The sequence below is a fragment of the Plebeiibacterium marinum genome, assembly GCF_026013615.1.
In the GTDB taxonomy this organism is placed as follows: domain Bacteria; phylum Bacteroidota; class Bacteroidia; order Bacteroidales; family Marinilabiliaceae; genus Saccharicrinis; species Saccharicrinis marinus_A.
Map to the genome: position 1 here is coordinate 25,445 of NZ_JAPDPI010000012.1, position 17,223 is coordinate 42,667.

Here is a 17,223-nt window from a genome sequence, read left to right on the forward strand (position 1 = left end):
CGATAAAATGATTACCAAAGGTTAAAAACCTCTGATAATCATACATAAACTAATACAATCTAAAAATCAACTATTGTAATTTCCAGTAATCCTGCCATTTGACAACAGGTTTTTCCCCGCTAAAGGTTATAGGTAACCAGATATATCTGCCATCTATATGATATCCCGGATTCCATCTATCTCCCATAAAAATGTATTTATCATTCTGCCCTTGAACAGGCAACACAAAGGTGCTTTGCGAATTGAAAGTTAACTCCCCTCCTTTTCCAACACAGGGATTTCCTATCATTTCCCATGGCCCCCAGATAGTAGATGCCACAGCTGATCTTGCAGGGTTGGGATCCCATCCTGTACATCCGGATGTAATTAAATAATACTTATTATTGTGCTTAAAAATTGCTGGTGCTTCATTATGTCCTCCCGGGAACAAACGGGTATACTTACCAGTATAACCTAAATAATCCTTTGTAAGCTCGGCTATATGAATGGTCAGATTCTCTTCCGAAGAATAAATATGATATGCCTTACCATCATCATCCACAAATAAGGTCATATCTCTCGACATTTGTCCCCCACTAAAATCTCTTCTAACGAACAAACCATCTTCAACAGCTTTCCTCCATTCCGGAGTCCACCATTCTTTAAAATCAGCAATTGTGACATCCATAGTTTGTTGTTCTTCTGTCATATTCACAGGCCATTTACCTGCATTTGGTCTTAAAGCTTTAATAAAAGAATATGGTCCTGCAGGAGATTTACTGGTTGCAATACCTACTTTGGCGGCATCATACACTTGTCCTTTAAGTTCAAGATGAAAAAACATAACAAATTGTTTTGTTTCCTTATTATAAATAACCTTGGGACGCTCGATAGTACATCCTTTGGTAATCGGGCTCGAAGGATTATTCTTTACAACAGGTAATGCAACACCTTCATCCTTCCAGTTGTATAAATCCTCAGACGAATAACATCTTACCCCTATTAATGCAGCGCTGGTATTTGCGCTCTTATGCTCTCCAAACCAATAATAAATACCATCGTAAAACATAATGCCTCCACCATGTGCATTAATATGTTCTCCATTGTTATCGAGCCAAAGCTCTCCTGGATGGAAAGCCTGATATTTAAATTCCTCACATCCAAAAAAGTTTTTTAAAAGATCTATTTTATCCTTCAACGTTTTTGCCTCAATAATTTCAGATATCTTTTGAAATGAAAAATCAAATCGCTTGTTGTTACGACTAAACTTTTTATCTACTACAAAAACATTATTTACCTCAGATGTATTCCTGTCAGAACCAAAATCAAGACTTCCGGAAGAGCCGCCCACAGTGCAAAATACATTATTCTGTAATTGTGTTTTTTCTGGCCACTTATTTCCCCAATCACCCATTTTTAGAATACGATTGTCGATGGAATCGCTTTCTTTTGGATGCTGAACAATAAGGTTATTATAAATCATTGTGTTTTCTACCGGACCTGTAATATGAAAAACCGGAGTAAACCAACCAGCTTGCTTTGTAGGATAATTCCTAATACCATCATTAACACTTATATTATATCTGACAGTGGTATTTAAAGTTCCTATATTCCAAGGCTTACCTAAAGAGTTACCATCATTGCAAACCAACAGAAAACCTCCTGCATTATCATGACTGTAATTATATTGGATAATAGTGTTCCTGCAGTTGTAATCCGCATCAAAACCCTGCCCATCCCATTTTGCGTTATGACCACTCACCTCATTAAACTGAATCAAGGTATTATCACAACTCCAGGGCCAAATGCCTGCAGCTGCTTCATCTGGAGATAAAACATCAGGACAATTCCGCATAACATTGTATTCAATAACAGCACCATCACAAGCAATAGGCACAATACCATCTCCCGGTACCTCTTCAATCATATTTTTTCGAACAATTGTGTTCGTACTATATCTTCCATAATCCCTATCGCTTGGCGCACTCCAAATAATCGCATTACGTTCGCAACGGCGGATAACACAATTCTCTATTAAAAGACTATCATATAATGATGCCTTTTCTTCACCTCCGGAAACGATAAGAATACCTGAACCTCCCCCTTCATTTTTAACCAAACTTCCATTTACATCGTGGATATCCAGAGCATTAAGGGTGATGCTACGTGATATGCCATGGTTTTCAGAAAGCACCTTTATTCCTGTTCTACCAGGCAACCTTGATGTTCCTGTATTAATGATCTCCAGGTTCTGAACCGTAAGGTAATCCGAATTTTTCACCTGAACGGCAAACAAAGAGCTGTCTGGAGCTGATATACAAGGTTTATTCCCGGAACCATAAGCATCAACTACAATTCCACAATCAGAACGCCCCTGAGCAGTAATTTCCAGCCTATCTCCAAATACAGAACCTCTTCGTAACAGAATGCTGTCTCCGGCTTTCAGCTGGATATTGTCAATATTACCGAAACTCTTCCAGGCTTTGCCTTCAGATAATCCGTTGTTTTCGTCACTCCCGTCTATACTATCAAAGTAGTAGTTTGTCCCCTCTTTTTCTTCAGTTGATAAGCCACAACCACACATTAACATGGTTACTAAAATGCTCAATGATATAATCTTAAAGTTCATTACTTATACCTTTTTGTTAAATTCAATTTTTATCATTCTCAAATATTCAAGCAAATTATTGCTTATAGCTAACTTTTGGGTATTTAAATAAAAAATAACTGTACCCTTCTATAGAAATATAGGAAAAGAGAGTTCCTTTTCAAATTAAAACAAGAAGGCCATCCCAAAACAAGTTTTTGAACAACCTCCTATTTCAATTATTAACAATCAGGACTCTATTCTTAAAATCGATTTAAATTCTTACTTATTGTTGACAACAAGATACTATTGTACCTTGTTGTCATTTATAAACACTTAGTGATTACTGTACCACTTTACGAACCCATCCCAAGCTTCCTTTGACTATTAACAGTCTGCTGGATTTTGGAACTGATGTTTTATATATACCTGCCTGTTTATCATCTTTTAAAATCAACTCACCTGTCACCGAATAAACTTCAACAACTTCTTGATTCGGGCTGTCAACTGTAAGAATATTATCCTTTAAGGTTAAAACAACTTTCGACTCCTGTTTACTGATACCTGTATAAACAGATACATTTACTAAACAACTTGCAACAACAGATCCATCAGCTGTTTCAAGGCTTATTGTTGCAGATCCTTGTCCACTAGCAGTAACCATACCATCAACTACACCTGCTACACTTGCGTCAGTTGTTTTCCAAACCAAATCAGCAGTATTTGCATTATCAGGAAAAAACGTTGAAGACAATTGATAACTTTCATCAACCAGTAATTCCAAACTATTGGGAGAAAGGGTAAGTGAATATACACTTTCATCCATCACAGCATTGATTTCATCATCATTTAATGCTCTGTTGTAAATTCTGAATTCATCGAACATACAAGTTGTATACGAATCTGAAGACCATCTTGATTTTACCAGGTAATTATACAAGTTCTCTCCCATATCAGATGGATAAACTGTCGCATTATTATCCTCTAGTATAAGCTCTCCATTCATATACATTTTAAAAGTTGTTCCTTGTTGGCTTAGGGCAAGATTGACCCACTCGCCGGTTGGAATAGAATATCCGCTGGCTGTTACATCATAAGTACCTGCGGCACATGTAATCTTGTACCTTAATCCGGTTGATAACATCATAAATGTGCTTGTAGAGTTACCAAAATCAAAAATACGAGAACCCTTTGTGGTTAAGTTACCCCAGAAAGAGATCGTAAAATCATCCAGATCACTTGTAAGACCACTTGCTAACTGTACATATGATTTATCATCTGCAACAAAATCTACCGCATTATTTTTCACTCCTGTTACACTTGCTGTTGCATTTGGCGTTCCATTGTATCCACCCCAGGAATCATAATATGTTCCACTTGTTTCGTCAAAATTGAAATATGCATATTGCCCGTACTTTGGAGTTATCTGGTAAACAACAGGATCAACAAATTCACCTGCAGTATTAAACGCTGCTACTTTGTAAAAATATATTTGCCCATTAGTCAGTTCCTTATCTGCATAACGGGTTGCATCAATATTATCTGCAATCATCACAAAATTTCCATCTTCACTATCCGAACGATAGATTCGATACAATACATCATATTGAAAATCCCATGTCAAAGCTATTTGTGAATCGCCACTTGAAGCAAACACTCCGGAAATAGCTGTTGGTACTACAATTGTATTAGTTGTTACAGTAACAGGCTCTGAATCTTCAGTTTCGCCAAGATTGTTTACTGATGAAATTTTGTAATAGTAAGTAGTACCTTCTGCTAATTCGGAATCTCTATACGTAAGTCCTGTAAGATAACTACCTATTGTTTCATATGTTCCATCAACAGTTGCAGATCGTTTTAAGTTGTATGATCTGGCTCCATCAACAGCAGACCACGATAGATCAATAATTGATGAAGAAACAACTGTACCACTTAAATCTATTGGAGCCGTAACTTCCGGATCCAATGTTAGAGTAACAATACGCGAATAAATTGATTCTGTATCCTTATAACTAACTGCTTTTACTCTGTACTCAGCTGAATTTGTAATAGGATCGGAATATGTAACATTGCTACCATAGGTATAATCATCTCCCGGAACCAAAGTAGCCAAAGTTGTAAAGTCACTCTCTCCTTCAAGCTTTCTTTCTATAATATAGCTTGTTCCTGTCTCTCCATTATGATCGTACCATTTTAGAATACATGAGCTATAATCATCCGAAAGAGTGTAACTTGGTAAAGGAGGTGCAATATGCCATGTATGGATATACTCTTTCGTCTTGGAAAAACCGACTTTTGATTTGTAATCTGCAAAATATTCTCCTGCAGGAGTCAACTTACCTCCTAATGCGACTGCACGTGCATCTTGCACCCAATTATAAAAAGCGTGACGTTCCAAATACTCACAACGATCAAGTCCATCCAATGCATCTTGAATCCATGCCAACTGTTTTGCAGCATTTTCTGGAGACAATGGCCTTGTTACTTCAGTCGTATTGCCATCTTCATCATAAATAATATTCATATCAGCATCCCTCTGCGGTCCTGAAGCAGTAGGCCATGTTTCACTCGTCCAGTTTGCACCGTTGTTCCACTCTGTAATCCACATCGGGCGTCCTCCATACAAGTTCGTACATACATCTGTAATACTATTATAAAGCCCTTGCCCGGTTTGTCCACTCCAGTACATATGACCAGCCACAAAGTCTACACGATAATTCAAACTGTCGGCCATTTCCAGAAAATCTACCAACCATTGTTTACGGATAGCATCCGGTGCTGGTGATCCAAGTCTCAATCCGGACTTAAACAATTCCGGCCATTGCCTGATAGCTTCTTCTACTGTCATGTTAGCCTGATCGGTATGGGACGGTTCATTATACCCTAATACATGAGATACATTAGTTCTGGAATTAATCACATCAAAGGAAGCCCAGCCTGCATTATGACGCATTGGAACATATTCATAATCTGAATACCCTGTGCTTGCAGATGCTCCCCAATCATAAAACCAGGAAGAATTGGTTATTCCCGGAAGACTTCCACAAATTCCCTTTTTACTAATCCATTCCCAACGGAGTACACGAACAAAAGAAACAAAATCCAAACCTTCAGGCATTACCGGCACCTCTAAGTCGCTATCACTTGCAATATAAACGCGAGAAAAACCTGTTCCATTCTCATTGTTTGCAAAGGTACAAGAATAACCTTTTTTCAATTTGAAAGAACGAACATTATTATCAAAAGAACCCAGTTCAGCAGACCTATAATAATTATTAATCTCAAACTGCATGGATTCTCCAGAAAAATCTGTTCCATTGTATATAGTTAATGCTTGTTGGGCATCTACTTTTCCATTAGGAATAATAACTGTACCCCCACCATAAATTGCAATCCTATCTGTTTCTTCATTAAAATCAGCTCCGTTAATTTTAATATTACTTAAATATTCGGCAATAACTGTGGATGGTTTTACTGCATCTAAATAAAGCCATGAGTCAACAGATTCAAGGTTAATAGAACTTTCTAACAAGGGTTCTGTTGAAGTAAGATGCAACTCTGATGTACCGCTAACTGTAATGTTCATATATTTAGCAGCTGTAATACTAACCTGATCATTGTTTATAGTAAGATCTACCATAACAGGATTCTCCTGAGTAACAAACCTGGCATAAAGAGTTGTATTTTCAGAAACAGAATTAGTAAAATCGAATGGTACAGAATAAGTATTATCGGTATACCAGCCAGCAAATACATAACCATCTTTTGTTGGTTCGTCAGGTTCAACAATAGTGTATGACTCTCCATCTGCAAAGTACTGCTTGGCGATTGAACTACCTCCATCAGTATCAAACACTACGGATAGAGCATTTTCAGCTTCTGTAATATAAAAATCCCAGGCAACATTCCTGTCTGATCCATTGGTGGTTTGCCAAACCATATAATATGTACCATCAACATCGGCCGAGAAAAAGAAACTAAAGGCTGTGTTTGTACTCCACTTAGGTGCAATTAATGTTTGGGAATTTAGCATTGTCCCCGAAGCATCACTAGTAGAGTTAATCCCAAACATAGTAGTAACCGCCCCATTGATGTTTGAGTTAGTACATGAGAATTGATAAATACTGCCAGCTTTTAACTCAATGGGAAATGAAAATACATTATCGTTTGCAGGATGTGTAAATGCGCGCCCTACCCCAAGGTTATCCCTGTATCTATAAGCATAATTGTCATTATCATTAGAGGCATCTACCCAGGTAACAGAACTGCTACATGCCCAACCAAAGTCGCTGGGAACATCTGTAGTTGTGCCAATTCCATTTCCATCCCAACCAGTCATATAGTTGAACTTAAAAACTACAGTATATGTTTTTGTTGAACCATTGCCGGCAGTTACAATAACTGTACCCGAACCAGGAATTGCAGATGCCTGTGTAATATCTATCGTTGCAGCATCATTGGCGGTAGCAGAAACCGTTGGTATAGCAGAATTTGGCGCAAGATCATAAACATAATCCTGAATATTAGCATCAAAACCATCAATATCAGAACTATTTACCAAAAGACTTAACAGACTAGCATCCTGATAGTTTGAAATAGCATCAGTTAAGGAGTCAAGAGCAATGGATACTTGCTCTACTGTAGCTGATACATCATCTACTACAGTTTGGGCGCTGGTAATTTCATCATTAAGATAAGACTGCCCCGTTGGGGTTCCGCCAGTAAGCAATCCTTCAGCCTCTGTAATTAGTGCAGATAATTCTCCTTTAATATCATTCCACCTGGCATAAATAGTGGTACCGGTTGTTACTGATGCTGAGAAATCAAAGGCACTAGTCAATGCTTCATCCGAATACCAACCTTCAAAAATATATCCAGTTTTGATTGGTGTTGACGGTGTACTAACTGTATAAGATTCCCCCTCTAAAAAATACTGGCTCTCTACTTCACTGCCTCCATTGGTATTAAAAACAACCGGAATGGCATTTCCTAATTCTGTTATATTTAACAACCAAATCCCGGCATCGTTCCATGTTCCACTGTTTACATGAACATCCCAGAGAAAGTAACCACTCGTAAAGCCTTCTGGTACAGCCAACCTCAAATCACTGAAGGTACTTACAACATTATTACCGGTAACTGTCAAAGATGTTTCCGAAACAGGATCAGATCCCAAAAGATCTTCTGCCAAACAAAAATTGAATGCTACGCTTCCCGTTGATCCGTTTCGCCTCCAGGCCTTACCTGCAAGACCATATACTTTGCCTTCGGTAACCGTTACAGGATAACCATACTTTGTGTCTGCCAGGGTAATATACAACATTGGATCAGAACCATTATAAACAGGACTACCCAAATTGGTTCGATACCTGTTATCGGAACCATTCAGTGTTCCCCAGGTAACAGAAATGCTACCATCAACCCGCCAACCGGCATCATAAGGAGTGCCGGCTGTATCATCCCAGCCTTCTAGTATATTTTGCGCCTGGGTATTAATAATCCCAATACAAAACATAACAGACATAAAAATCATTGTAGAAAATCTCTTCATGCGTACATAAATTTAAATAGTTAATAACTTGTTGAGGGGCAATATTCCTTAATAAAAATGTATACCTATATAAGTTTGCCTATTGCCGCCTTCAACTTCTGTTTTCTTAAATTATTTCAATAAAGCTTTAAGGGTTTGGCAACTCACTGCAGCGTTGTAGATGTAGATACTATTAAGCGGCTTACCCACTTCTATTGCCTTGAGTTTAAAACTATCTATAGTTATGGATTGACTTAGTAATCCGTTTATATAAATATTTAGTATTCCGTTTTTGCTTGTTAATGATAATTGTACCTTCGAATATTTTACAGGTTCACGCCATTTCCCACCAGTACCTTTATCATATTCTTTCCAGGAATCGGAATTTCCTAAAATATTATTGCTCTGATATTTTTGTCCGCCAACCATTAAATATGGTTTCAAAGTTTCTCCATTAAGTTGATATTCAATATCTCCTGCCTTAATAAGTAAACCTTTATAATTATCCGGCTCCAAAGCAATATCTGCAACTACTGAAAACTCAGTTAATGTTCCAGGAATTTTTATCTTTTTTACATTCTCTTCTTGTTTATATTCCTTTTTATGAACCAGTCCTTTTGTTGTATCAACACTTTTGCTATATAAATCATAATCAGATTTAATAGAAGTACAATACCCTAACGGACGCTTTTTACTCACAATCCAATCATAATAATTTCCATACATCCATACCATACTTAAAGGGCTATCTCCCCTATTGGGAATAATGTAAGGACGTACATTATTTAGTTTTGAATCTCTGGTTAACGTATCTGTTTTTATAATTTCTTTATTCTCTCCAAGTATATATCTTACTATTTCATATACCTTTCCATTCTTACCTTCTACAGGAACTGAGCAATAAATTTCATTGGTATTCTGATCGTCAATGGCCATTCCCCCGCTATAACACTTTTCAATATGGGGTGTTTGATGAAAATGTCCTCCTGCATTGGATAAGAAAACCTTTTTCCATTGATTCCCATCCCAGTAAGCATAATAATAATCGTGAGAAGTTTTATCTCCATTGATAGTTACCATGGCAATAACAGGCTTTTGTTCCTTATCTAATACAACTTGCCACAACCAGTCACGTAATTGGCTTGCATCAACAACAGCATCCGGGTAAGATTTTTGATAATCGACAGTAGCCGCTATATGATGCAAGTCCTCCCCTATTTTTGACAAAACATTTTCTTTAATATCCTTTAATTCGAATGTGTTTATATCGATATAATTCAGGTATATATAATTAGGCATTGTAGGATCAGGGTGCCCTGTTGTATAGGCCATATAGATTTTATCTTTCCCATTACTGGTATATTTGGCATAGGGCCTGGAAGCTGTAGACTGCACAATTTGTTTGGGTCCCCATACAGTTTTCACTGCTCCTTTTTCATCAGGTAATGTAATTTTTGCAATTGTTGGATGCCAGCTAACGCCTCTCCATAATAAGTAAAAATGGTCAGGGTCATCCGATAAAATAAAAGGAGAAGGATATGTAGTATTTTTTTGTGTATGTATCTTATATTCTGTTCCTAATGTGGTAATATCTCCTTTTTTCTCCGAAACCCTGTAGTAAAAACATCTTTCATCAGTATGGCGCGAATAAAAGACCATTACCCGTTCATCCGGAAGTACCAGAAATGTAGGATTATTATGGTCATCCGGCTGGAACCACGACCGAATTAAAACCTCTTCCGTTTCACCTGTTATAAAGTCGTGCTGGGTAGCTTTAATATTTCCATGAATATCGATATAACCAATATAACTTTTGTTAATTGAACCATTTTCATTTTTATAATGTATGGCGCGTGGATCTGCAAACCAACACCATGCGCCTTCTTTTGCAACTTCATATTCTCCTTTTATTTTGTCCTTGGCCATTATTGGCTGAGCAATTGAAAACAAAACAATTACAACATGAATGATTAAAATATATTTCTTCATTATTATGTATTTTCTCTAGTAAAAGGGGACTTAAAATAAATGTAATTCTTTTGCGATGAGATATACACGCTATGCGCCACATCTGCACCTGAAAAAAAATAATAAAATCCCATTGTTTCAGAACGCATAACCAGCATAAAATGCCCCAACAGCTTATGAGATCTTTGAAATACTCCTACAAGCTAACGCAATATGTGCAATAGCATTAATTTAGCTTATCAATAAACTTATACATTTCTGCAGCTGCAATTAAAAAGGCCCCCACTCCAAAATTTGCAGTTGAGTTCTCATCAACCTGCTGACCCGGTATTGCACGTTCTCCGATTGGCTGAACATAACCTAATCGACCATCTTGTTGCAATGCAACATTGGTTAGATATTTCCAGGATTTTTCAATCACACCTGAATATTCGTCTTTATTTAAAAGACCATTATTTATCCCCCACAAATAACCATACGTAAAAAATGCAGTTCCACTTGTTTCTGGTCCCGGGGCATGCTCTGGGTCTAACAGGCTTCTGGTCCAATAACCATCAGGTTGCTGAGCTCCTTTTAAGGCGACGGCCATTTTCTGATATATTTCAATAAATTCTATCTTATGTGCATAAGTCTCTGGCATATCCTGAATAATCTTGGCCAAACCGGCAAATACCCATCCATCTCCCCTGGCCCAAAAATCTTTTTTCCCATTTACCGATTTATGCTTTGGGTAAGTATATTTGGCATCCCTGAAAAACAATCCCGTTTCTTCATCATACATAATTGATTGGGCATACTTAAAATATTCATATAATTTCTCCAGGTATAGTTCATTTTCTGTAACATGATACATTTTTACCATAACCGGCATTACCATATACAAACCATCGGCCCACCACCAATAATCATTTCTAGCTGTACCCATCTGGTATTCCATAACCTCTCTGGCACGGGCTATCATTGAAGAATCTTTTTCTGCAGAAAGGTTAAACAAATCAACATAGGTTTGGAAACAGATTTGCCAGTCGCCAAATAAAACATATTCGGGAGATTCGCCATAACCGGATTTCCATAATTCTTTATTATCAGATGTTGCGCCTTTCCAATTGTTGTGCTGAGCCCACGCAAGTGAATACTCTTTATATTTTTCAAGCCCGGTAACTTCATAGGCAGCTATATTACCGGTATGATAAGCTGCATGATCCCAAAAAGCACGCTTTTTACTCGTATTGTGTGTTTGCCAATAATCATTTACTTTTATGATAACATCTTTAATATCCTGCTTTGTAAAATTATTACAAATTGAATTGTTCTTTTCCCTTTGGGTACATGATAACAATAAGACAGAAACCACTACTAATATCCACTCTTTCATCACTATATTATTTTATTCAACAGCCAGGTACCAATCTGTTTGTACAGATCAGAAACTCACTACAATTGTTATTTTCAGGGGATGATACAATCCATATCCTGGCTCGTATTACCTAAATATTATTTGTTGTAAAAAAGGTGGTTCCAAAACAAAAAAATCAAACGTGCCCAAATGGAACCACCTCTTCTTAATCAACTATAAAAAGTCATAAAATTCTATTATTCAACTTTACTCTCGTCAGCTACTGCATCCTCCCAGTTCTGCCATACCGTAACATCCGCATCATATCCATCATACCCGAAATTTTGAGAAAGGATATCCTTTGAGTTTTGTGTAATTGAACTATTGGGGACAGGCCAGTATAAGTTCTTTTTATTTATTTTATAAGTATAAATACCCCCTGAGTTATTACTGTTAATTGTGATGCCATCATTACCTAGCTGATAAAAATCATTATAATGAATAACACGTTGATACCAGTAACTTCCTCCTACCTGGTCAGTACCTTCTTGCATATCATAGGTATTGATATCATAAGTGTTACCCCATTCATCAGGCTGACCACTTAGTGCTAAACAAAGCGATACACGGCTCAATTCAACATGTCTGAATTCCTCAAGGTATAACTCCCTTGCTCTTTCATCCATTATATCACCAATAGTAAAAGAAGCATCTTCAGGGTATAAGTAACTACACTTAGCCCTTTTTCGAACCTCGTTAACATCTTTGGCTGCTAAGGCCGCATTACCTAAATAATAATTTGCTTCAGCCCGCAGCAAATAGGTCTCTGCCAAACGATAAATATACCAATGCGCAACACTTCCTAAACTGGCACCTGCAAAGTTTGTTGAATTTAACTTACTTTCTGCAACTTCATCCTTTAAATATATTTTATATAACGGGAAGTCAAAGTAAGCGCGGATAGTGTCCGGACAACTGGCTGGAACATCAGCAAATGATTGTCCGTAGTAATTTGATGAAGGATTGTTATATTTAAGAGAATCCATAGGAAACCAGTTTCCTACAGTACTGTTGTGCCTCAAATCACCATCATCAACAGAACCATCCAAATGCCAAACCGATGTGGTTGCAAAATAACTTGGCCTAACATCAGCAATACCCCTGCCAATAGCTCTCAAAAAGTCAAGCTCCTCATTATAGGACCCATGTGTCCTTGAATAATTTTTTACGGCAGATACCCCGTCAGGATCCTTTAACTTACTATCGTTCCAAAATGGGCCATACCTACGCATGGTACTGAAACCTGAAAACGAATCTCCACTACCCATATTAACAGCTCCCAAAAGTACTTCCTTATTGGCCTTTATCAACTTATTTTCAGGTCTGTGCAAATCCCAGATAACATTTCGTGTAATATTCCATGTTTGTGGCTCACCACTGTTGATAAAGCTGCCAAAACCATCTTGCATTAAAGCAAAACCTGATTGATCAATCAAAATATCTGCCTGCTCCTTAGCTTTTTGAAACTGTCCTGTAGCAAGGTAACATTTAATCAATAGTTGACGACATGCACCTTTGTTAACCATTCCATATGTATCCATATCTGCCTGCTCCGGAACCCACTCTACAGCAAACTCCATATCCTTTGTTATCATTTCAAGAATAGCTTCTTTAGAAGTGGATTTAAAGTTAATCTTAGGCACCTCAATCAGTTTAGTTAACAATGGAACATCATTAAACTGAAATGCCAGCATAAGATAACGGAAGGAACGGTGAAAATAGGCTCTTCCAAGATAGGCATTCCGGGTTGCCTCATCCAACCCTTCTACCAAGTCAATATAACTACATACTGTATTAGCATATTTAATTCCGGCATATCCTTCGCTCCAAAACCAACCAACAGATTCCTTTAATTGTGTTGGCGTTAAACGCTCATCCACATTGGTAAACATATTTTTATCATCCGTTTTTCCTCTTACTCCCATATCTGAAAACAACAACTCCGTTTTTAAAGGATCACCTGTAACATAGTAATCGCGGATGTGCTTATCTGATGTTGTTAACGCTGCTTTTAAACCTGATTCTGTTGTATAGGTAGCAGCCGGTTCATAAAATGATAATGGATCCTGATCCAGAAAGCTATCAGAGCAGCCTGTAGCGATAATTGAGCCTAATGCAACCGTTGCGCAAGTTTTTAATGACAATCTTGCTAACTTAAAATTATATATCTTCTTCATTTTAATTTTCTGTTTAAAAAGTTAAGTCTAAACCAAGCGTATAAACACGGGTCATAAGCCCTTTAGTTTCCACATCACCATACTCATATTTATCCTTTTCCCAACTTCCTACGTTACGAATTGTACCAAATACTTTCATGGATTTTACATTCCATCGCGACAATAAGGACTTTGGCAACCTATATCCTAATGAAATGCTCTCTAGTCGTATAAAAGTACGGTTCCTCAACATCCCGGGGCTTTCTGCACCTGTAGGCCCCTTGGCTCCAAGACGTGCATATTTATTGGTAAGATTACCTGGCGTCCAATATTCTTTTTTAGACCTGTTTGCTCCATAGGTTAACAGGTTACTTCCGTTGTCAGCATTCAGATAATTATAGTCCAAATATTTTGATCCCATGTATGAATACATATTAAATGAAAAGTCAATATTCTTTTTAAATGTAAAGCTGTTTCTCATGGACCAATTAATTGGTGAAGTTGTAGTTCCTAAAAACTCTTTATCCTTATCGTTATATACAGGCGTAATGGTACCATCATCATTTACAACATCATCTTTTGTATAATTATTGGCAACCTTAGGATCTCCTGGCAACTGTCCATGTCTTTTAGCTTCTTCAAGTTCATCCGCTTGCCAAATTCCGGTTACACGGTAACTCCATATGGTATTAATATCCTTACCAATAAACCATTTTCCATACTCATCTCTTTCCTGTGTTCCGATAACATTTCCATCATCATCAAGCACATCTTCATACTCATAATACAGGTGTTTGATTTTGTTTTTATTGTATGAAAAGTTAAAAGTAGTATTCCATTCCAGCTTATCGGTTTTGATGTTTTGCGAGTTAATAGTAAACTCGAAACCTTTATTTTGTACTTCACCCAGGTTTGTAGCTATTGATCCAAAACCTGTGAATCCCGGCAATTGCTTCGCCAAAATCATATCTTTAGTAACAATGTTATAAACATCAACATTACCACTTAAACGATTATCAAGAAAACCAAAATCCAACCCTACATTTAAAGCCTCACTCTTTTCCCACTCTAAGTTCGGACTACCTAACCTATCCACAAGAAGATATTGTCCTTCGGTAAGATTCCCTGATGAATTCAGGTATCCATATAGTTTTACGCCATTTCTTAAGTTAGATAGTGATATATATGGGTTAGATAAAGCCCTGTTTCCATTTTTCCCCCAGGAAACCCTCAACTTACCAACCGTCATTGCTTTCCAGTTAAAGAACTTTTCATTTTTAAATGACCACCCCAAAGCCAACGATGGGAATGTGGCATATGGATTATTACGTCCAAATGCTGAATATCCATCCCTACGTACTGATGCCGTTAACATATATCGGTTATCGTATGAATAAAAAAGCCTTCCTAGCAAACCATTTGCAGTATGATGGGTATCGGTTGATGAAAAGGAGCTTTCCTCTTTACCTGCATTCGCTGTATTATGAAAACCCAGGGCATCCGAAGGCTGTATATTGTTGGCATCAATATTATCTGCCCAACTACGAAATTCTTCTGCCTCCTGCACCAAGGTAACATTTACATGATGTACCCCGTCAAACTCATAATCCCAATTGATGGTATTATTTAAGGACCAATCAAACCTTTTGCTTTGTCCCCTGTCAACACCAGTATTTACAGATTCCCAATCAGGATGTTCTGTAGAATGGAACTGACGGTTGTAATAAAACTGGTAACGCGGAGAAGCATTAAAAGTATAAGTTATATTAAAGGGCAACGATATTTTTGTAGAAAAAATACTATTAAAAATAGTGTACCCCTTTTCAAAATCAATATACTTTCTGTCAAAATCATAATTATACCCTTTAAAATAAGGGGCTCCATCCCCCATTGGGTGCACAGCCAGGTTTCCATCACTATCCCTGTAATTAGCATATGGACTATTATTCAGGATTGAACCTACATCTATCGACAAGTCCTCATCTGATCGATCCTGAAAGTTGATATTACTACTAATTTCCAGCCAATTAGTTACTTTACCTGATAATTTTAAATTAGCCCGGATTGCGCTGTATTCATCCCCCCGAACAACACCTTCGTTATTTAAATAACCAACTGACATATAGTAATTCATCTTATCATTGGCACCAGAAATACTGGCATTATAATCTTGATTTACCCCAGTTTGAAATGCATAATCATACCAATCAAATGTTTTGCCTGCCAGATAATTTTCAAGAACCACATCATCAAGATCCAAACGCCTTGCATATAAGCTCAAATCCGATTCCCCTTCAATAGCTGTTAAAGCACCATTATTACGCCAGTCTTCAAGGCTAACCCCTTCGGGCAATCTATCCGGCCTGTCATAATACCCTAACGGAGCAACCGGATTACCTTTACTATCTACTGCCTGATATGCCTCATATCCACCTGTTGTAGCATTAAGACCATATGAGGAAGTCCTGTACCAATCTTCGCGATAGTCCATATACCCTTCTGGTCCCCATACATCGCGATAATCAGCCTTAGTAACAAAACCAATATTAGTTCTAAAGCTCACTACCGGCTTACCCACTTTACCCTTTTTGGTTGTGATTATAATTACACCGTTGGCAGCTTTTGCTCCATATACCGCTGCTGCAGAGGCATCTTTTAGCACATCTATCTGCCCGATATCATCAGGGTTAATTTCTGAAAGTTCCCCGTAAAAAGGCATCCCATCCAATATTAACAAGGGATCAGATAATGATGTTCCGGAAACAGATCTCGCCCCACGTATTTGCATAGAACCACCACCTTTTGCAGAAGTGCTTATTCCTACTTTTAATCCGGGAACACCCCTTAAAAGATCCTGAACTGTATTTGGTGCTTCGGCAGCTACATTATCGGGCTTAATTTGAATAACAGATCCAGTCAGATCCTTTTTTTTCATGGTTCCATACCCAACAACCACAACTTCACCCAGTTCAGTCAGGTCATCCTTTAGCGTTACATTAATCTCTCTTTTTCCATCAGTGGAAATTATTTGTGTTTCAAATCCAATAAAGGAAAACACTAAATTCTTTCCTTGAGGAACAGTGATAGAATAATCACCATTTACATCTGTAATGGTACCTATATTAGTGTTTTCAACCAATATAGAAACTCCAATAACAGACTGTCCCGACACATCCGTAACCTTACCGGTTATTTTGTCACCTTCTTGCGCATATACATTTCCATAAAGAAAATTTATTGTCAAGAAAGATACCATCAACACAAGATATTTATATTGCGTTAATAATGATTTTCTTTTTTCGTTTCTTTTTTTCATTGTAATAGAATTAATTTAAACAGATTCTTAAAATTCTTCTTCATTCCTTTCCTTACTTTTAATAAAGCCTCTTTTTGTCATTTCATTTTTAAACACCCTTTTAACTTTTTTAACATTACAAATGTGACTTTATTATTCCTCAAACGAGTTCAAAGTTTTTTCTATTACGTAGAAATATTATTCAACGCTCTAAGCCCGGTAAACACAAGCATAATGAATATATTTCCAACTTATTGGAATATTATTTCAACCTTATTTTCTATTTACATTGCTTATTTTTAAATTTATTAA

Annotated in this window: 6 protein-coding genes; all 6 read right to left on the bottom strand. The window is 37.2% G+C overall.

All coding sequences use genetic code 11. From position 1 onward, the window contains the following. Positions 1 to 70: 70 nt before the first annotated feature. The 6 genes from OM074_RS07625 to OM074_RS07650 all read right to left on the bottom strand — a co-directional run bounded on the left by OM074_RS07625 (position 71) and on the right by OM074_RS07650 (position 16,932). Positions 71 to 2,608, bottom strand: coding sequence for a family 43 glycosylhydrolase (locus OM074_RS07625; protein ID WP_301198865.1), 2,538 nt, complete (start codon positions 2,606 to 2,608; stop codon positions 71 to 73). 301 nt (positions 2,609 to 2,909) lie between these two features. After that, a complete protein-coding gene (locus tag OM074_RS07630) occupies positions 2,910 to 8,117 on the bottom strand; it encodes an InlB B-repeat-containing protein (RefSeq protein ID WP_301198866.1) in 5,208 nt (1,735 codons plus the stop codon). Positions 8,118 to 8,228: 111 nt separating this feature from the next. Beyond that, positions 8,229 to 10,085, bottom strand: coding sequence for a BNR repeat-containing protein (locus OM074_RS07635; RefSeq protein ID WP_301198867.1), 1,857 nt, complete (start codon positions 10,083 to 10,085; stop codon positions 8,229 to 8,231). Positions 10,086 to 10,290: 205 nt separating this feature from the next. Next, positions 10,291 to 11,439 carry a glycoside hydrolase family 88/105 protein gene (locus OM074_RS07640; protein WP_301198868.1) on the bottom strand — a complete coding sequence of 383 codons (1,149 nt, stop codon included), beginning with the start codon at positions 11,437 to 11,439 and terminating at the stop codon, positions 10,291 to 10,293. Between the two features lie 218 nt (positions 11,440 to 11,657). Beyond that, on the bottom strand, positions 11,658 to 13,637 hold the full coding sequence (locus tag OM074_RS07645; RefSeq protein WP_301198869.1) for a RagB/SusD family nutrient uptake outer membrane protein: 1,980 nt from the start codon (positions 13,635 to 13,637) through the stop codon (positions 11,658 to 11,660). A 13-nt stretch (positions 13,638 to 13,650) separates the two neighbouring features. Continuing rightward, the gene (locus tag OM074_RS07650) at positions 13,651 to 16,932 is read right to left on the bottom strand and encodes a SusC/RagA family TonB-linked outer membrane protein (RefSeq protein WP_301198870.1); all 3,282 of its coding nucleotides are present in this window, start codon (positions 16,930 to 16,932) and stop codon (positions 13,651 to 13,653) included. Between the last annotated feature and the right edge of the window lie 291 nt (positions 16,933 to 17,223).